Origin of the sequence: Pseudomonas plecoglossicida NBRC 103162 = DSM 15088, assembly GCF_000730665.1 — a bacterium.
In the GTDB taxonomy this organism is placed as follows: Bacteria; Pseudomonadota; Gammaproteobacteria; order Pseudomonadales; family Pseudomonadaceae; genus Aquipseudomonas; species Aquipseudomonas plecoglossicida.
This window is the reverse complement of record NZ_BBIV01000008.1, coordinates 55,774-72,481: the sequence shown is the minus strand read 5'-3', so window position 1 is coordinate 72,481 and position 16,708 is coordinate 55,774. Positions and strand designations below refer to the sequence as shown.

Annotated in this window: 19 protein-coding genes; 2 read left to right on the top strand and 17 right to left on the bottom strand. The window is 65.3% G+C overall.

Annotated elements, in window-relative coordinates:
- Positions 1-8 precede the first annotated feature (8 nt).
- From ccmI to ccmA, 9 genes are read right to left on the bottom strand one after another with little or no spacing between them, the layout of a single operon-like run.
- Positions 9-1,190, bottom strand: coding sequence for a c-type cytochrome biogenesis protein CcmI (gene ccmI, locus PPL01S_RS06095; RefSeq protein ID WP_016393790.1), 1,182 nt, complete (start codon positions 1,188-1,190; stop codon positions 9-11).
- Positions 1,183-1,659 carry a cytochrome c-type biogenesis protein gene (locus tag PPL01S_RS06090; protein ID WP_016393791.1) on the bottom strand — a complete coding sequence of 159 codons (477 nt, stop codon included), beginning with the start codon at positions 1,657-1,659 and terminating at the stop codon, positions 1,183-1,185. Before PPL01S_RS06090 ends, ccmI begins: the two co-directional genes overlap by 8 nt.
- On the bottom strand, positions 1,656-2,192 hold the full coding sequence (locus PPL01S_RS06085; RefSeq protein WP_016393792.1) for a DsbE family thiol:disulfide interchange protein: 537 nt from the start codon (positions 2,190-2,192) through the stop codon (positions 1,656-1,658). Before PPL01S_RS06085 ends, PPL01S_RS06090 begins: the two co-directional genes overlap by 4 nt.
- Entirely contained in the window at positions 2,189-4,162 is a 1,974-nt protein-coding gene (locus PPL01S_RS06080) for a heme lyase CcmF/NrfE family subunit (protein ID WP_016393793.1), read from the bottom strand. The genes PPL01S_RS06085 and PPL01S_RS06080 overlap by 4 nt, the downstream gene beginning before the upstream one ends.
- An 11-nt stretch (positions 4,163-4,173) precedes the next feature.
- A complete protein-coding gene (gene ccmE, locus PPL01S_RS06075) occupies positions 4,174-4,617 on the bottom strand; it encodes a cytochrome c maturation protein CcmE (RefSeq protein ID WP_016393794.1) in 444 nt (147 codons plus the stop codon).
- Positions 4,614-4,790 carry a heme exporter protein CcmD gene (gene ccmD, locus PPL01S_RS06070; protein ID WP_016393795.1) on the bottom strand — a complete coding sequence of 59 codons (177 nt, stop codon included), beginning with the start codon at positions 4,788-4,790 and terminating at the stop codon, positions 4,614-4,616. The genes ccmE and ccmD overlap by 4 nt, the downstream gene beginning before the upstream one ends.
- Positions 4,790-5,554: a heme ABC transporter permease gene (locus PPL01S_RS06065; protein WP_028625131.1), complete on the bottom strand. Its 765-nt coding sequence runs from the start codon at positions 5,552-5,554 to the stop codon at positions 4,790-4,792. The genes ccmD and PPL01S_RS06065 overlap by 1 nt, the downstream gene beginning before the upstream one ends.
- 46 nt (positions 5,555-5,600) lie before the next feature.
- Positions 5,601-6,269 (bottom strand): heme exporter protein CcmB, encoded by a 669-nt coding sequence (gene ccmB, locus PPL01S_RS06060; RefSeq protein WP_028625132.1) that lies wholly within the window; start codon positions 6,267-6,269, stop codon positions 5,601-5,603.
- Positions 6,266-6,898 (bottom strand): cytochrome c biogenesis heme-transporting ATPase CcmA, encoded by a 633-nt coding sequence (gene ccmA / locus PPL01S_RS06055; protein ID WP_016393798.1) that lies wholly within the window; start codon positions 6,896-6,898, stop codon positions 6,266-6,268. Before ccmA ends, ccmB begins: the two co-directional genes overlap by 4 nt.
- Before the next feature lie 128 nt (positions 6,899-7,026).
- Between ccmA and fliK the strand changes: the two genes are divergently transcribed.
- Both fliK and PPL01S_RS06045 read left to right on the top strand, forming a co-directional pair.
- Entirely contained in the window at positions 7,027-8,565 is a 1,539-nt protein-coding gene (gene fliK, locus PPL01S_RS06050; protein WP_016393799.1) for a flagellar hook-length control protein FliK, read from the top strand.
- On the top strand, positions 8,562-8,894 hold the full coding sequence (locus PPL01S_RS06045) for an EscU/YscU/HrcU family type III secretion system export apparatus switch protein (protein ID WP_016393800.1): 333 nt from the start codon (positions 8,562-8,564) through the stop codon (positions 8,892-8,894). Before fliK ends, PPL01S_RS06045 begins: the two co-directional genes overlap by 4 nt.
- Before the next feature lie 81 nt (positions 8,895-8,975).
- Here PPL01S_RS06045 and PPL01S_RS06040 read toward each other — a convergent pair whose 3' ends face one another.
- The 8 genes from PPL01S_RS06040 to PPL01S_RS06005 form a co-directional block, all read right to left on the bottom strand.
- Positions 8,976-9,371 (bottom strand): DUF2802 domain-containing protein, encoded by a 396-nt coding sequence (locus PPL01S_RS06040; protein ID WP_016393801.1) that lies wholly within the window; start codon positions 9,369-9,371, stop codon positions 8,976-8,978.
- Between the two features lies 1 nt (position 9,372).
- Positions 9,373-9,852 (bottom strand): chemotaxis protein CheW, encoded by a 480-nt coding sequence (locus PPL01S_RS06035; protein ID WP_016393802.1) that lies wholly within the window; start codon positions 9,850-9,852, stop codon positions 9,373-9,375.
- A gap of 42 nt (positions 9,853-9,894) precedes the next feature.
- Positions 9,895-10,764, bottom strand: coding sequence for a CheW domain-containing protein (locus tag PPL01S_RS06030; protein WP_016393803.1), 870 nt, complete (start codon positions 10,762-10,764; stop codon positions 9,895-9,897).
- The gene (locus PPL01S_RS06025) at positions 10,761-11,552 is read right to left on the bottom strand and encodes a ParA family protein (protein ID WP_016393804.1); all 792 of its coding nucleotides are present in this window, start codon (positions 11,550-11,552) and stop codon (positions 10,761-10,763) included. The genes PPL01S_RS06030 and PPL01S_RS06025 overlap by 4 nt, the downstream gene beginning before the upstream one ends.
- Positions 11,553-11,701: 149 nt before the next feature.
- Positions 11,702-12,559, bottom strand: a complete 858-nt coding sequence (gene motD / locus PPL01S_RS06020) for a flagellar motor protein MotD (protein WP_016393805.1) — start codon at positions 12,557-12,559, stop codon at positions 11,702-11,704.
- A 3-nt stretch (positions 12,560-12,562) separates the two neighbouring features.
- Entirely contained in the window at positions 12,563-13,303 is a 741-nt protein-coding gene (locus tag PPL01S_RS06015; protein ID WP_016393806.1) for a flagellar motor protein, read from the bottom strand.
- Positions 13,303-14,430 carry a protein-glutamate methylesterase/protein-glutamine glutaminase gene (locus tag PPL01S_RS06010; RefSeq protein WP_028625133.1) on the bottom strand — a complete coding sequence of 376 codons (1,128 nt, stop codon included), beginning with the start codon at positions 14,428-14,430 and terminating at the stop codon, positions 13,303-13,305. Before PPL01S_RS06010 ends, PPL01S_RS06015 begins: the two co-directional genes overlap by 1 nt.
- A 46-nt stretch (positions 14,431-14,476) precedes the next feature.
- Positions 14,477-16,699, bottom strand: coding sequence for a chemotaxis protein CheA (locus tag PPL01S_RS06005; protein WP_016393808.1), 2,223 nt, complete (start codon positions 16,697-16,699; stop codon positions 14,477-14,479).
- Between the last annotated feature and the right edge of the window lie 9 nt (positions 16,700-16,708).

Sequence of the window (16,708 nt, the reverse complement as noted above, 5' to 3'; positions counted from 1 at the left end):
TGGGTCTCTTACGGGTCGGGGCTGTCGATGATCAGTTGCTGGGTGGCCTGGGTCGATGTGGCCAGGGGTGCGCCCTTGCCGATCCATTCCCCCTTGGTGGGCTGACCGGCGCGGGATACACGCGCAACCAGTTGGACTTCGGCAAAGTCCGACAGTTTCATCTGCGGCATCATTGCGTCGGCATCGGACAGCTCGACCTCCAACGGCAGCTGCGCCACGGTCACCCGCTTGGCCGCCAGCGGCATGGGCGGCCCATTGCTGGCACGGGCGAAGATGAACACGGTGTCGTCGGATTTGACCTTGTCCTTGAGCGCTGCGGCCAGTTCCACCCGCACCTTCAGGCGCGCTGCGACCGGCTTGCTGACGGTCCCGCCCAGGCGCTCCGTGGCGCGGTCGATGCCGCCCTGCAAGGCCATGCGCGATTCATCGCCCTCTGGCAGCTGCGCCAGCAGGCGCGTCCAGTAATCGATCGCTTCCTGGTAGCGCTCGCCTTCGAAGGCCGCGATACCGCGCAGGCCAAGGCTGGTGACCTCGTTGGGGTCGGCCTTGAGCGCCTCGTCGGTCAGTGCCTGTACCTGTGCATTCCACTGTTTGTTGGCCGCGAAGTACAAGGCCTGCGCCCACTGCCCGAGCAGCTCGGGCTGACGGCCGGCCAGTGCCACGGCACGTTCGTACGCACGGGCGGCATCCGCCGGGCGCTCGTCCGCCATGTAGGCGCGGCCGAGGAAGTATAGGCCTTCGGCGGAATCGGGCTGGGCTTCGACCGCCTTTTCCAGGCGTTTGGTCATTTCTTCCAGGGTCTTCGGTGCATTGGCGAATTCGCGGGTCAGCTGGACCTGGTCGGACGCACCGAAGTGCAGGTACAACCCCAACCCCAGCACCGGTACCAGCACCGCAGCCAGCAACGGCAGGGCCTTGCCAAGGTGCCCCTGGCGCGGCTTGTCGGCGCCCTCGGTGTCGGCCAGCAATTCCCTTGCCGCCTCGTCGCGACCGGTGGCCAGTTGCGCTTCGTCGAGCACACCGGCCGCCTGCTGGGCCGCCAGTTCGGCAACGCGTTCCTGATACAGGGCCACGTTCAGGGCAGTACGGTCTTCTTCCTGCTGCTGGCGACGGCCGCGCAGGATCGGGATCAGCAGAAAGCCGAGGGCGGCGAGCAGCAACAGGCCCGCGCTTAGCCAGAATTCAGTCATGGTTCTGTTCTTTTTCCAGCAGTTTGGCGAGACGCTCGCGTTCTTCCACGGACAGGTGCTCCGCGCCCTGGGTCACTGGCCGACGGCGCCGGCGGACAATCACCGCCAGCACCGCAAAACCACCGACCAGCAAGATGCCGGGACCGAACCACAGCAACCAGGTGCGCCCACTGAGCGCTGGCTTGTAGCGCACGAAGTCGCCATAGCGGTCGACCATGAAGTCGACGATCTGCTGGTTGCTCTTGCCCTCGCCGAGCATGCGGAAGATCTCGCGGCGCAAGTCGGCGGCAATCGGTGCGTTGGAGTCGGCGATGTCCTGGTTCTGGCATTTGGGGCAGCGCAGCTCCTTGGTCAACTCCCGATAACGCTCACGCTCGGCCTCATCGCGGAACTGATAGGTGTCGATGGCCGCCTTGGCCACGCCGGCCAGGCTCATGCCCAGCACGGCAGCTGCAATCCAGCGCCTCATGGTTTGGCCTCATCGACCAGCCCCTGGTACAGCGGCGCCAGCTGCTCGCGCCAGACGCTGGCATCGACGATGCCGACGTGCTTGTAGCGGATGATGCCCTTGGCGTCGATCAGGAAGGTTTCCGGCGCGCCGTACACGCCAAGGTCCAGCCCAAGGCTGCCCTGCTCGTCGCGGATGTCCAACTGGTATGGGTTGTGGAACTCGGCCAGCCACTTCAAGGCCGCGGCGTTGTCGTCCTTGTAGTTGATGCCGTAGATCACCACCCCCTGCTCGGCCAGCTGGTTCAGGTACGGGTGCTCGACCTTGCACGACGGGCACCAGGTGGCCCATACGTTGACCAGCGCCGGGCGGCCCTGCAGGTCGGCCTGGGTGAGGTTGCGATCACCCTGGGTCGACGCCAGGGAAAACGCCGGGAAAGGCTTGCCGATCATCGCCGAGGGCAGCTCATCGGGCTTGAGGAACAATCCCTTGTACAAGAAGACCGCCACCAGCAGGAACACCGCCAGGGGCACAACCATGATCCAACGCTTCATGCAGCTGCTCCAGACACGCCCAGGACATCTCGCACCCGGGTCTTGACCTTGACGCGGTAGCGCCGGTCGAGGGCCGCCAGCAAACCGCCCAGGCCGGTCAGCAGACCGCCCAGCCAGATCCAGCGAACGTAAGGCTTGATATGCACCCGCACCGCCCAGGCGCCGTTTTCCAGCGGCTCGCCCAGGGCCACGTACAGGTCGCGGGTGAAGCCGGCATCGATACCCGCTTCGGTCATCATCGACTGCTGCACGGTGTACAGGCGTTTCTCCGGATGCAGGGTAGTCACTTCACGGCCGTCGCGACTGACCACGATGGTGCCCTTGTCGGAGATGAAGTTAGGCCCTTCGAAGTGCTTGGCCCCCTGGAACAGGAAGTGGTAACCGCCAAGCTCCACGCTTTCGCCCGGCGCCATGCGCAGGTCGCGCTCGGCGCTGTTGTTGCTCGACAGCACCACGCCCAGGGCGCACACCGCCAGGCCCAGGTGCGCCAGCTGCATGCCCCAGTAGCTGCGGGTCAGGCCGCGCACGCCCTTGGCCAGGCCTTTGTGGCGAGTCTTGTCGACGATGTCGCGCAACCCGCTGAGCACCACCCAGGCGGCCAGTGCGAAGGCGCTCAGGGTCGGCCAGTCGAAGTCGTCGACGATGAAACCGGCCAGCGGCGCCAGCACGGCGCTGCCGATCAGTACCGGCGTCATCATGCTCGCCAGCCACTTGCCCGGCGTGTCCTTCCAGCGCACCACCACGCCTACCCCGAGCACCACCATCAGCAGCGCCATCAGCGGCAGGAACAAGGCATCGAAGTAAGGCGGCCCGACCGATAGCTTGGCACCGGTCAAGGCATCGAGCACCAGTGGGTACAGGGTGCCGAGCAGGATCATCGAGGCGGCCACCACCAGCACCAGGTTGTTGGCCAGCAGCAGCGTCTCGCGCGACCACAGGGCAAAGCCGACCTGGCTCTTGACCACCGGCGCGCGCAGGGCGAACAGGGTCAGCGAGCCACCGACCACGAACAGCAGGAAGATCAGGATGAACACGCCGCGCGAGGGGTCGGCGGCGAACGCGTGCACCGAGGTCAGCACGCCGGAGCGCACCAGGAAGGTGCCCAGCAGGCTCAGCGAGAAGGCGGCAATCGCCAGCAGCACGGTCCAGCTCTTGAACACCCCGCGCTTTTCGGTCACTGCCAGCGAGTGGATCAACGCAGTGCCCACCAGCCACGGCATGAACGAGGCGTTTTCCACCGGGTCCCAGAACCACCAGCCACCCCAGCCCAGCTCGTAGTAGGCCCACCAGGAGCCCAGGGTGATGCCTACCCCGAGAAACGCCCAGGCGACGATGGTCCAGGGCCGCGACCAGCGCGCCCAGGCGGCATCCAGGCGCCCGCCGAGCAAGGCGGCGATGGCGAAGGCGAAGGCCACCGAGAAGCCCACATAGCCCATGTACAGCATCGGTGGGTGAACGATCAGGCCGAAGTCCTGCAGCAGCGGGTTGAGGTCGCGACCGTCCATCGGCACTTGCGGCAGCAGGCGCTCGAACGGGTTGGAAGTGATGATCAAGAAGCTCAGGAAGCCCACGCTGATCATGCCCATGACCGCCAGCACCCGGGCCAGCATTACCTGCGGCAATTGCCGCGAGAACACCGACACGGCAAAGGTCCAGCCACCGAGGATCAACGCCCAGAGCAGCAGCGAGCCTTCATGCGCGCCCCACACGGCACTGAACTTGTAGTACCAGGGCAAGGCGCTGTTGGAGTTGCTGGCCACGTAGGCCACCGAGAAGTTGTCGGTCATGAACGCGTGGGTCAGGCAGGCGAAGGCAAACGCGAGGAAGGCGAACTGCCCCCAGGCTGCCGGGCGTGCCAGCCCCATCCACAAGCTGTCGCCGCGCCAGGCGCCGAGCAGCGGCACGGTGGCCTGCACGGCGGCAAAGCAGATCGCCAGGATCATCGCCAACTGGCCGAGTTCGGGTATCACCAGGGCTGCGTTCATGGTTTGGCCTCCGCCTGGCCGCTTTCCTTCAAGGCCTTGGTGACCTCAGGTGGCATGTACTTCTCGTCGTGCTTGGCCAGCACCTCGTCGGCCACCACCACGCCGTCGCCATTGAGCTTGCCCAGGGCGACGATGCCCTGCCCTTCGCGGAACAGGTCCGGGAGGATGCCGCGGTAGGTGATCGGCACCGACTTGTTGAAATCGGTGACCACGAAGCGCACGTCGAGCGAGTCGCCCGAGCGCTGCACCGAGCCCTTCTCGACCATGCCGCCGGCGCGGATGCGCGTATCCAGCGGTGCCTCGCCATTGGCGATCTGGGTCGGGGTGTAGAACAGGTTGATGTTCTGCTGCAGGGCGCTCAAGGCAAAGCCGACGGCCACCGCGACCCCGGCCAGCAGGCCGAGGATCAGGAACAGGCGTTTCTTACGCTGCGGATTCACAGGTTGTTCTCCCGGCGCAGACGGCGCGCCTCTTCTTGCAGATAGCGACGGCGGGCCAGCAGCGGCGCTGCGACATTGATCGCCAGCACCGTCAGGCAGATGCCATAGGCTGACCAGACATACAGGCCATGGTGGCCCATGGCGAGGAAATCGCCGAATGAAGAAAAGCTCATCACGCGGCCCTCCGACCCAGGGTGTTCAACACTTCTTCCCGCACCCAGCTGGCCCGTGCTTCGCGCTTGAGCACTTCAAGGCGCATGCGCACCAGCAGCACCGCGCCGAAGAAGCAATAGAAGCCCAGTGCCGTGCACAGCAGCGGCAGCCACATTTCGACGGGCATGGCAGGCTTTTCGGTCAGGGTGAAGGTGGCGCCCTGGTGCAGGGTGTTCCACCACTCGACCGAATACTTGATGATCGGGATGTTGATCACGCCGACGATAGCCAGCACCGCACAGGCCTTGGCCGCGCTGTCGCGGTTGGTGATGGCCTGGCCCAGGGCGATGATGCCGAAATACAGGAACAGCAGGATCAGCATCGAGGTCAGCCGTGCATCCCAGACCCACCAGCTGCCCCAGGTCGGCTTGCCCCAGATGGCCCCGGTCACCAGCGCCACGGCGGTCATCCAGGCACCAATGGGCGCTGCACATTGCAGGGCGACGTCGGCCAGCTTCATCTTCCACACCAGCCCCACCGCCCCGGCTACCGCCAGCAGCACGTAGCACGACTGGGCGAGCATGGCCGCCGGCACATGGATATAGATGATGCGGAAACTGTTGCCTTGCTGGTAGTCCTCGGGAGCGAAGGCCAGGCCCCAGATCACGCCGGTGGCCAGCAGCAGGATGGCGGAGACGGTCAGCCACGGCAGCATGCGGCCGCTGATGGCATAGAACCATTTGGGGGAACCCAGTTTGTGGAACCACGTCCAGCTCATTTTCATCAGGGTACATCCAGGGTATTAGCCGGGCTTGAAAGCCCGGGACTCGTTATTCGCCGACGCTGATCTTCAGGCCGGCCGCTATCGCAAAGGGTGCCAGGGTGACCGCCAGGGCAGTCAGGCTCGCCAGCCACAGCAGATGGCCGGTGGCTGGCATATTCTGCAACGCCGCCTGCAACGCACCACTGCCCAGGATCAATACAGGGATATACAACGGCAGAATCAGCAATGCCAGCAGCAAACCACCGCGCTTGAGGCCGACCGTCAGCGCCGCGCCTACCGCGCCCAGCAGGCTCAACACCGGTGTACCCAGCAACAGTGAGCCAAGCAGCACCGGCAGGCAATGGCTGGGCAAACCCAGCATCAGTGCCAGCAGAGGCGCCAACAATACCAGTGCCAGGCCGGAAAAGATCCAGTGCGCCAGCACCTTGGCCAGCACCAGCATGGCCAAAGGGTGTGGCGAGAGTACCCACTGTTCCAGCGAGCCGTCCTCGAAATCACTGCGAAAAAGGCCGTCGAGTGACAGCAGGACCGCCAGCAATGCCGCGACCCAGACCAGTCCGGGCGACAAAGTTTGCAACAATTGGCTTTCCGGACCTACCGCCAACGGGAACAATGCCACGACAATGGCGAAGAACACCAACGGGTTGGCCAGCTCCGCCGGACGGCGGAACAGCAGACGCGCTTCGCGGCGCACCAACAGGATGAATACGCTCATGCTGCCCATTGCCCCAGGTTGAGTTCACGGTAACCGGAGGGTTTGCGTTCCAGGGTGTGGTGGGTGGTCAGCACCACCGTGCCGCCCTGCTCGCAATGGGCCGCCAGGTGCGCTTCGAGCTGCGCCACACCCTGCTTGTCGAGGGCGGTGAAGGGTTCGTCGAGAATCCACAACGGCGGGCTGTCCAGGTGCAGGCGAGCCAGGGCCACGCGGCGCTGCTGACCAGCCGACAGGGTATGGCAAGGCACGTCCTCGAAACCACGCAGACCCACGGCTTCCAGGGCGGACCAGATGGCATCGCGGGTGGTCGGCTGGTGCAGGGCACACAGCCAGGTGAGGTTCTCCTCGGCGGTCAGCAGGTCCTTGATGCCCGCGGCATGGCCGATCCACAGCAGGATGCTGGCCAGCGCATGGCGCTGTTCGGCCAACGGCTGGCCGCCCAGCAGGATCTGCCCGGCAGTCGGTTGCATCAGCCCGGCGAGCAAACGCAGCAGGCTGGTCTTGCCGCTGCCGTTGGGGCCGCTGATCTGCAGCATGTCGCCGGGCCGCAGTTCGAAATGCAGCTGCTCGAACAGCAGGCGCCAGTCGCGCTCGCAGGCCAGGCCCACGGCTTGGAGGTGAAAGGTCACGGTTTCGCCTTATGCAATTCTCAAGTCGCCCTCTTCGCTGCCGTTAAACTGGCAGTGGCGGACGGACGGCATTATTACATGCACGGCTTCGCTGCCAAGAGGGCGGGCTCGACAGGTTGTATACAATCATGACTGAAATCAATAGTCTCGGCGCACAAACTGCGGTAAGCCCCCAGGCGATCAAGGCGGCGATGACCGGCGAGCTGATCAACCTGACCCAGCCGCAGCCCGGCCTGCTCAAGCCTGGCGAGACCGCGCAGGCCGAGGTGCTGACGCTCAAGCAGAGCGGCAGCGAATTCCAGATGCTGCTGCGGATTCTGCAGTCCAATGGCAACCAGGCCCAGGTGCAGGCCAATGCCAGCCAGCCGCTTGCGCCGGGCAGCCAGGTCACGGTGAGCCAGCCGCAAAGCGATCGCCTGGCCGTGATGGTGCAACAGGCCAATGCCAGCAATGTCGCCACCCTGACCCAGCTCGACACCGGCAAGGTGCCGGTCGGTACGCTGCTGCAGGGGAAGGTACTGACCAGCCAACTGCTGCAGGATCCAGGTGCGTCGACCACTTTCCGCTCGCTGGTCAGCCTGCTCAACAGCGCCCAGGCCGGCGCCACCTTGACCCTCGACAGCCCACGTCCACTGGCGGTCGGCAGCCTGCTCAGCGCCCTGGTGCAAGGCGACCAGTCGCTACGCTTCGTGCCCTTGAGCGGACGCCAGGCTCAACTCGACGTTTCCCAGCAACTGGCCACCCAGCAAACCCGGCAAGCCTCCCTGCCAGGGCTGCTCGGTGCCCTGCAGCAGCTGGCCAGCAGTGGCGATGGCGAGCTGCGCGGCAACGCCGAACGCCTGCTGGCCAGCCTGCCGGATGCGCGCCAACTGGGCGACGCCAAAAGCCTTGCCCAGGCTTTGAACAACAGCGGCGCTTTTCTCGAGGCCAAGCTGCTCGGCGGCTTGGCCACCGGTGTGGACTTCAAGGCCCAGTTGCTGCGCCTGGTGGCACAGGTCCCGCTCGACGGCGCGATCGCCATGAGCAGCCCCTCGACCCTGGCCCAAGTCATGCCGGCCATGGCCCGCAGCGCTCTGGGCATGCTCGAGCGGGTCAGCCCCCGCCAGTCTCCAGGCGCGTTCCCCCTGCCCTCGCGCCTGTTGCAGGCCATGCAAGACGAAGGCGACCTGCAACAACTGTTGCGCTTGGCCGCCGCCGCCGTCTCACGCCTGCAAAGCCATGCCCTGAGCAGCCTGCAGCAGACCGGCACGCTGGAAAACGGCAACCTGCAGACCACCTGGCAAACGGAAATCCCGGTGCGGCACGGCCAGGAGTTCATCCCGCTGCAGGCCAAGCTGCAGCGCGAAGAGACCCCGCAGCAGCAAAGCGATCCCAAGCGCGCACAACGCGACCCGCTGGAGTCGCTGTGGCGCATCGAACTGGCTTTTGACCTGCCACCATTGGGGCCGCTGCAGGTGCAGGCACAATTGAGCCAGGGCCGCCTCAGCGGCCAGCTATGGGCAGAACTGCCCGATACCGCACGCCTGATCGACAGTCAGCTGGGCACCTTGCGCGAACGCCTGCTAGCCCGGGGCCTGGAGGTCGGCGACCTGGCCTGTCACCCTGGCACACCGCCGCAAGGCCCGCGCACACGGCTGGATCAACGCTGGGTGGACGAAACCGCATGACCGACAAGCAGCCCCGCCAGGCGATTGCCCTGAGCTACGACGGCCAGCAGGCCCCTGTCCTGAGCGCCAAAGGCGACGACGATCTGGCCGAGGCCATTCTCGCCATCGCCCGTGAGCATGAGGTGCCCATCTACGAAAACGCCGAACTGGTGCGCTTGCTGGCGCGACTGGAGCTAGGCGAGCAGATTCCCGAGGCCCTGTACCTGACCATTGCCGAAGTCATTGCATTTGCCTGGCAATTGCGCGGCAAAGTCCCGCCGGGCTTCAACGACCCGCCCACCTCGCCGCGCGACATCACGCCCCTGCCCCGTTTGCTGCCGCCGAGTTAGCGCCAGACTCAAGCACTTTGCGCCCCCGACGGATGACCACAGAACTGGACCCCGACCAGTGTTGCGGCGCGGCCTCAGACCTCACTCGCTGCGATGCAGCTTGCTCATCAATTCCGCTTCAGCCTGGGTCAGCCCGCAGGTCTCGGTGAGCTCCGCCACACTGGCCCCCATCCCCACCAGCCTGGCGGCCTGGGTGAAGGTGACATTGCTCGGGTCGCGCTGCTCGAGCCGTTCCAGGCGATCAGGCAGGGTCGCTACCGTTGCCCGCAACTCATGGATCGCATCACCCATGCGCACGGTGCCGTTCTGGTAGTCCTCCAGGCTTTTCACCAGGTCCTTGATGCGCTGGTCACGCAGCGCATCGCCGACCGCCTGCTGGGCGGCCAGTTCGCGCTGGCGCTTGCTGTAGTTGAGGAAGAACCACAGGCTCAGCGCCCACAGCAGCGCCAGGAAGATGACAGCAACCTCGAAGATCAACTCAGATGTTCTCCAGCTCGGACCACTCTTCCTCGGTCATCATCTTGTCCAGCTCGACCAGGATCAGCAGTTCGCCGTTCTTGTTGCACACGCCCTGGATGAACTTGGCAGACTCTTCGTTACCGACGTTCGGTGCCGTCTCGATCTCCGACTGGCGCAGGTAGACCACCTCGGCCACGCTGTCGACCAGGATGCCGACCACCTGCTTGTCCGCCTCGATGATGACGATACGGGTGTTGTCGGTCACATCCGATGGCATCAGGCCAAAGCGCTGGCGGGTGTCGATCACCGTGACCACGTTGCCACGCAGGTTGATGATGCCCAGCACGTAGCTTGGCGCGCCCGGTACCGGGGCGATCTCGGTATAGCGCAGCACTTCCTGCACCTGCATGACGTTGATGCCGTAGGACTCGTTGTCCAGACGGAAGGTTACCCACTGCAGGATCGGATCTTCGGAACCTTGTGCAGACGACTTTTTCATTCCCCTAGCCCTCAAATGCCGCCAATGGCGGTGTGTTCACAGTTATTTGTGTTTGCCGTGCAGCTGCTTGACCGCGCCGCTGGCGATCAATTCGGCCAGTTCGGCGACGTCGAGCAGTGCACACATGTGTTCGATGACCGTGCCGGCCAGCCACGGGCGTTGGCCCCGCTGGCTGCGCCATTTGATTTCCGACGGGTCCAGGCGCAGCGAGCGACTGACCTGATGCACCGCCAACCCCCATTCGTAGCCCTGCACCGAAATCACGTAATTCAGGCCCTGGCGGAAGTCGTCGCGGTAGCGGTCGGGCATGACCCAGCGCGCGGTGTCCAGCACCTTGAGGTTGCCCGCCTGGCAGGTGAGGATGCCAAGGAACCAGTCCGGCTGGCCAAACAACGGCGTCAGTTCCTGCCCCTCCAGGCTGTAGATCGAGCCCAGGCACACCAGCGGCACCGCCAGGGTCAGCCCGGCGACGTCGAACAGCAGGCATTCGAATGGCTCGGCGGCCCAGGCCGGGCGGCCATCGACCGTGGCACGTGGCGGCGGCGATTCGGCTGCCGGCAGGTGCACTTCGACCAGCGGCGCCACCGGCTCGGGCGCCTGCACCTCGGTCAATACCGGGACGCTGGCCTCGGCCACTACCTCAGCCTCGACCACCACCACGACCGGCTCCTCGACGGGGAGCACGGTCGGCAAGATCTTGAGCTGCGGCTCGGCGAAAGGCTTGGCCGCGATGCTGGCGACCGGCGCCGGCTGGCGCGCATCGCGGGCCTGCTCCTCACGCACGGCGTCAGCGAACTCGTCATGGGCTGGCGGCAGGTCGAGCAGGTCTGCGCACTCGGTGGCCTCTTGCAGCAGGCCGTCCAGGTAAGACTGCAAGGCCATCTGCGGCCGGCTGCCGGTCTTCAACGTCATGACGCCACCTGCACTGCGGTCTTGTAGGTGAGCAGGTGCTTGAGCAGCGCCCGGTAGGCAATCACGCCACGGCTCTTGCCATCGAACTGCGACGGCGTGACGCCGTTGCGGCTGGCATCACGCAGGCGCGTGTCGACCGGGATATAGCCCTGCCACACCTGATGCTCATAGGCATCGCGCAGCACCTTGAGCGTGCCCAGGGAGGCCTGGGTACGACGATCGAACAAGGTCGGCACGATCTGGTAGGGCAAGGCCTGCCGGCGCGAGCGGTTGATCATGGCCAGCGTGCCGATCATGCGTTCCAGGCCCTTGACCGCGAGAAACTCCGTCTGCACGGGGATCACCAGCTGCTGGCTGGCGGCCAAGGCATTGACCATCAGCACGCCCAGCAAGGGTGGGCTGTCGATCAGGGCAAAGTCGAAATCCTGCCACAACTGCGCCAGACTCTTGGCGATCACCAGGCCCAGGCCATTCTGCCCCGGCGACTGGCGCTCCAGCACTGCCAGCGCGGTACTCGAGGGCAGCAGCGAAATACGCTCATCGCTGGTGGGCAGCAGCAGCTGCCCGGGCAGGCCATCGGGGACCTGCCCCTTGTGCAGGAACAGGTCGTAGCAGCTGTGCTCCAGGGCGTCGGGGTTGTGCCCGAAGTAACTGGTCATCGAGCCATGCGGGTCGAGGTCGACGACGACCACGCGCTTGCCTGCCTCGGCCAGCAAGCCGGCCAGGGCGATGGTGGTGGTGGTCTTGCCGACTCCACCTTTTTGGTTGGCTACTGCCCAGACTCTCATAGGACAACTCTTGACTCATTGATGCCGCTGAACCCCTGTGGGAGCCGGCTTGCCGGCGATCACCGGCGGAGCCGGTGCCACACACCGCGTGGCCTGCATCGCCGGCAAGCCGGCTCCCACAACGTACGCGGTGACAGAGAATTGACGAGTTATTGCCCCGCCTTCGTTGCTGGCGTTGCCGGTGCACTTTGTGTGCCAGCCCGCCGCAGCGCGGCGTCCGGGGAGGCATTGGCGCTGCCGGTACCGGTGAGGCTGCGGCGCACCTCAAGGTTGCGGGAAATCACCAGCACCACCCGGCGGTTACGGGCGCGCCCTTCGGCAGTGTCGTTGCTGACCAGCGGCTGGTACTCGCCATAGCCCACCGAAGCCATGCGCCCCGGGTTGACCCCATTCATGGCCAGCAGGCGGACGATGCTCGCCGCACGCGCCGACGACAGCTCCCAGTTGGTCGGGTACTGCGCCGTGCGGATCGGCAGGTTGTCGGTGAAGCCTTCGACATGCACCGGGTTGGCGAACGGCTTGAGGATATTCGCCACCTTGTCGATGATGGTGAACGCCTTGTCGCTGGGCATGGCATCGCCGCTGCCAAACAGCAGCGAGGAGTTGAGCTCGATCTCGACCCACAGTTCATTGCCGCGCACGGTCATCTGGTCGGATTTGATCAAGTCGCCGAAGGCATCGCGCACGTCGTCGCTGATGGTCTTGAGCGGGTCGACGTTGGTCTGCGCCAGACCCGCATCGGTCTGCTCGCTGTCCTTGATCAGCGGCTCGGCCGGTTTGACGCTCAGCGGCTGCTCATCGCCGATGGGGATCGGCTTCATGCTCCGCTCGGGATCGTTGAACACCCCCAGCAGCGCTTGCGAAATGACCTTGTACTTGCCCTCGTTGACCGAGGAAATCGAATACATGACCACGAAGAACGCGAACAGCAAGGTGATGAAGTCGGCATACGACACCAGCCAGCGCTCGTGATTCTCATGCTCCTCGGTGTGACGACGGCGACGCATGGGTTACTCCATGAAGCCTTGCAGCTTCAGCTCGATCGAGCGCGGGTTTTCACCTTCGGCAATCGACAGCAAACCTTCGAGCAGCATCTCGCGGTAGCGCGACTGGCGCAGCACGATGGTCTTGAGCTTGTTGGCGATCGGCAGCAGGATCAGGTTGGCACTGGCCACACCGTAGATGGTGGCGACGAAGGCCACGGCAATGCCGTTGCCCAATTGCGAGGGGTCGGCCAGGTTGCCCATGACGTGGATCAGGCCCATCACCGCACCGATGATGCCGATGGTCGGTGCATAGCCGCCCATGCTCTCGAACACCTTGGCAGCCTGGATATCACGGCTTTCCTGGGTCAGGAAATCGACTTCGAGGATGCTGCGGATCGACTCCGGCTCGGCACCATCGACCAGCAATTGCAGGCCCTTGCGCGCGTATGGGTCGGGTTCGGCATCGGCCACGCCCTCCAGACCCAGCAGGCCTTCCTTGCGCGCCGTCAGGCTCCAGTTCACCACCCGGTCGATGCCGCCGGCCAGGTCGACCCGTGGCGGGAAGATGATCCAGCGCAGGATCTGCAGCGCGCGCTTGAACGACGGCAGCGGCGACTGCAGCAAGGCCGCCGCCAGGGTACCGCCGAGCACGATCAGCGCTGCCGGGCCATTGAGCAGCGCCCCGACATGGCCACCTTCGAGGAAGTTGCCGCCGACGATGGCGACGAAGGCCAGGATCAGGCCAATCAGGCTGAGGACATCCATCAGACGCAAGCCTCTACCAGGTGCTTGCCGATCTCGTCCAGGCTGTACACCGCGTCGGCCAGGTTGGCCTTGACGATGGCCATGGGCATGCCATAGATCACGCAGCTGGCTTCATCCTGGGCCCACACCGTGCTGCCACCCTGCTTGAGCAGACGCGCGCCTTCACGGCCGTCGGCGCCCATGCCGGTGAGCACCACCGAGAGCACCTTGTCGCCGAACGACTTGGCCGCCGAACCGAAGGTGATGTCCACGCAGGGCTTGTAGTTGAGGCGCTCGTCGCCGGGCAGGATCTTCACCGCACCGCGCCCGTCGATCATCATCTGCTTGCCGCCGGGGGCCAGCAGCGCCAGGCCCGGGCGCAGCAGGTCGCCGTCCTCGGCTTCCTTGACGCTGATTCTGCACAGCTTGTCGAGGCGTTCGGCGAACGCCTTGGTGAAGGCGGCCGGCATGTGCTGGATGAGCACGATCGGCGCCGGGAAGCTCGCCGGCAGTTGGGTCAGCACCCGCTGCAGGGCTACCGGTCCGCCGGTGGAGGTGCCGATGGCCACGAGTTTGTAGGGCTTGCACTTGGGGGCTGGCGAGTGAGTCGACGCCGCTGCCGTTGTCGCCGCACGGGCAGGCAACGGTGCGCGCGCAGGTGCCGGGTTGGCCAGGCTGCTGGCCGCTGCGGGGGCAGTCGCAGCTGGCGCGGCGACCGGCGCCGGGCTGGCATGGCTGGCGAAGCGGCGGTTGCTGCGCGAGAGCGTGTGCACCTTCTCGCACAGCAGCTGCTTGACCTTTTCCGGGTTGCGCGAGATGTCTTCGAAGTTCTTCGGCAGGTAATCCACCGCGCCGGCATCCAGCGCGTCGAGGGTGACCCGGGCGCCTTCGTGGGTCAGCGACGAGAACATCAACACCGGCGTCGGGCAGCGCTGCATGATGTGCCGCACCGCGGTGATGCCGTCCATCATGGGCATTTCATAGTCCATGGTGATGACATCGGGCTTGAGCGCCAGAGCCTGGTCGATCGCTTCCCTGCCGTTGGTCGCAGTGCCCACGACCTGGATCGTCGGGTCCGCCGAGAGGATTTCCGAGACACGGCGGCGGAAGAAACCGGAATCATCCACCACCAGGACCTTGACTGCCATAAACACTCCATTAGGCGGCGCAGCCCGCCAGGGTGCGCCGCCGAAATCAAATACGCCGTGCCGCGTAACGCTTGAGCATGCTCGGCACGTCGAGGATCAGCGCGATGCGACCGTCACCGGTGATGGTGGCGCCGGACATGCCCGGGGTGCCCTGCAGCATCTTGCCCAGCGGCTTGATCACCACCTCTTCCTGGCCCACCAGTTGATCGACCACGAAGCCGATACGCTGGGTGCCGACCGACAGGATCACCACATGCCCTTCGCGCTGTTCTTCATGCACCTGGCCCTGGACCAGCCAGCGCTTGAGGTAGAACAGCGGCAGCGCCTTGTCGCGCACGATCACCACTTCCTGGCCGTCGACCACGTTGGTGCGCGACAGATCGAGGTGGAAGATCTCGTTGACGTTGACCAGCGGGAAGGCGAATGCCTGGTTGCCCAGCATCACCATCAGGGTCGGCATGATCGCCAGGGTCAGCGGTACCTTGATGGCGATCTTCGAACCCTGGCCCTTGGCCGAGAAGATGTTGATCGAGCCGTTGAGCTGGGAAATCTTGGTCTTGACCACGTCCATGCCGACGCCACGGCCGGACACGTCGGAGATCTCGGTCTTGGTCGAGAAGCCTGGGGCGAAGATCAGATTGTAGCAGTCCGACTCGCTCAGACGCTCGGCGGCGTCCTTGTCCATCAGGCCTTTTTCCACGGCCTTGGCGCGCAGGATGTTGGGGTCCATGCCCTTGCCGTCGTCGGAAATCGACAACAGGATATGGTCGCCTTCCTGCTCGGCCGACAGCACCACGCGGCCGGTGCGGGCCTTGCCGGCGGCTTCACGCTCGTCAGGCATTTCCACACCATGGTCGACGGCGTTGCGCACCAGGTGCACCAGCGGGTCGGCCAGGGCCTCGACCAGGTTCTTGTCGAGATCGGTCTCTTCGCCGACCAGCTCCAGGTTGATTTCCTTCTTGAGCTGGCGGGCCAGGTCGCGAACCAGGCGTGGGAAGCGGCCGAAGACTTTCTTGATCGGCTGCATGCGGGTTTTCATCACCGCGGTCTGCAGGTCGGCGGTGACCACGTCAAGGTTCGACACGGCCTTGGACATGGCCTCGTCGCCGCTGTTCAGGCCCAGGCGCACCAGGCGGTTACGCACCAGCACCAGTTCGCCGACCATGTTCATGATCTCGTCCAGGCGTGCCGTGTCCACGCGCACGGTGGTTTCCGCTTCGCTGGGCGCGTGCTTCTCGGCGGCAGGCGCCGGCGCCCGGGGCGCTGCGGCAGGCTTGGCGGCTGCGGCTGCTGGGGCTGGGGCCGGCACCGGTGCCGGCTTGGCCACAGGCGCGACCTCAGCCCTGGCAGCGACCGGCGCCGCCACCGCGGCAGGCACTTCGGCGGCAGCAGCGCTGCCGGAGAACTTGCCCTTGCCGTGCAACTGGTCGAGCAGTGCCTCGAACTCGTGCTCGCTGATTTCCTCGCTGCTGGCGGCAGGTGCTTCGCTGGCCACGGCCGCGGCCGCAGGCAGCGCATCGGCCTGGAAGGTGCCTTTGCCATGCAACTGGTCGAGCAGCGACTCGAATTCCTCGTCGGTGATCTCGTCGCTCACCGGCGCAATGGCAGCCGCGAGCTGTGGCTCGGCCGCGGCGACTTCGGGCGAGAACTGGCCCTTGCCGTGCAACTGGTCGAGCAGCGATTCGAACTGGGCGTCGGTGATCTCGTCGCCCGAACCGCCGAGGGTTTCACCCTGCAACTGTTCGGCAGCAGCCTCGGCCTCGGCCTTGACCGCATCGAGCGAGTCGAGCAACTGCTCGAACTCGCTGTCGGTGATGTCCACCTCGTCAGCAGGTGCCTCGGCCACCGGTGCGGCCACTGCCGCAGGCGCCTCGGCAGCAGGCGGCTCGGCCAGGCGCGACAAGGCCGCCAGCAGTTCGGGCGTGGCCGGGGTCACATCGCTGCGCTCGCGGACCTGGCCGAACATGCTGTTGACCGTATCCAGTGCCTCGAGCACCACATCCATCAGTTCCGCGTCGACCCGGCGCTCACCTTTGCGCAGGATGTCGAACACGTTCTCGGCGATATGGCAGCACTCCACCAGTTCGTTGAGCTGAAGGAAGCCGGCGCCCCCTTTTACAGTGTGGAAACCGCGAAAGATCGCATTGAGCAGGTCGGCATCGTCGGGCCGGCTTTCCAGCTCGACCAGTTGCTCGGACAGTTGCTCAAGAATTTCGCCGGCTTCTACCAGGAAATCCTGAAGGATTTCTTCATCGGCGCCGAAGCTCATTAAACGTGC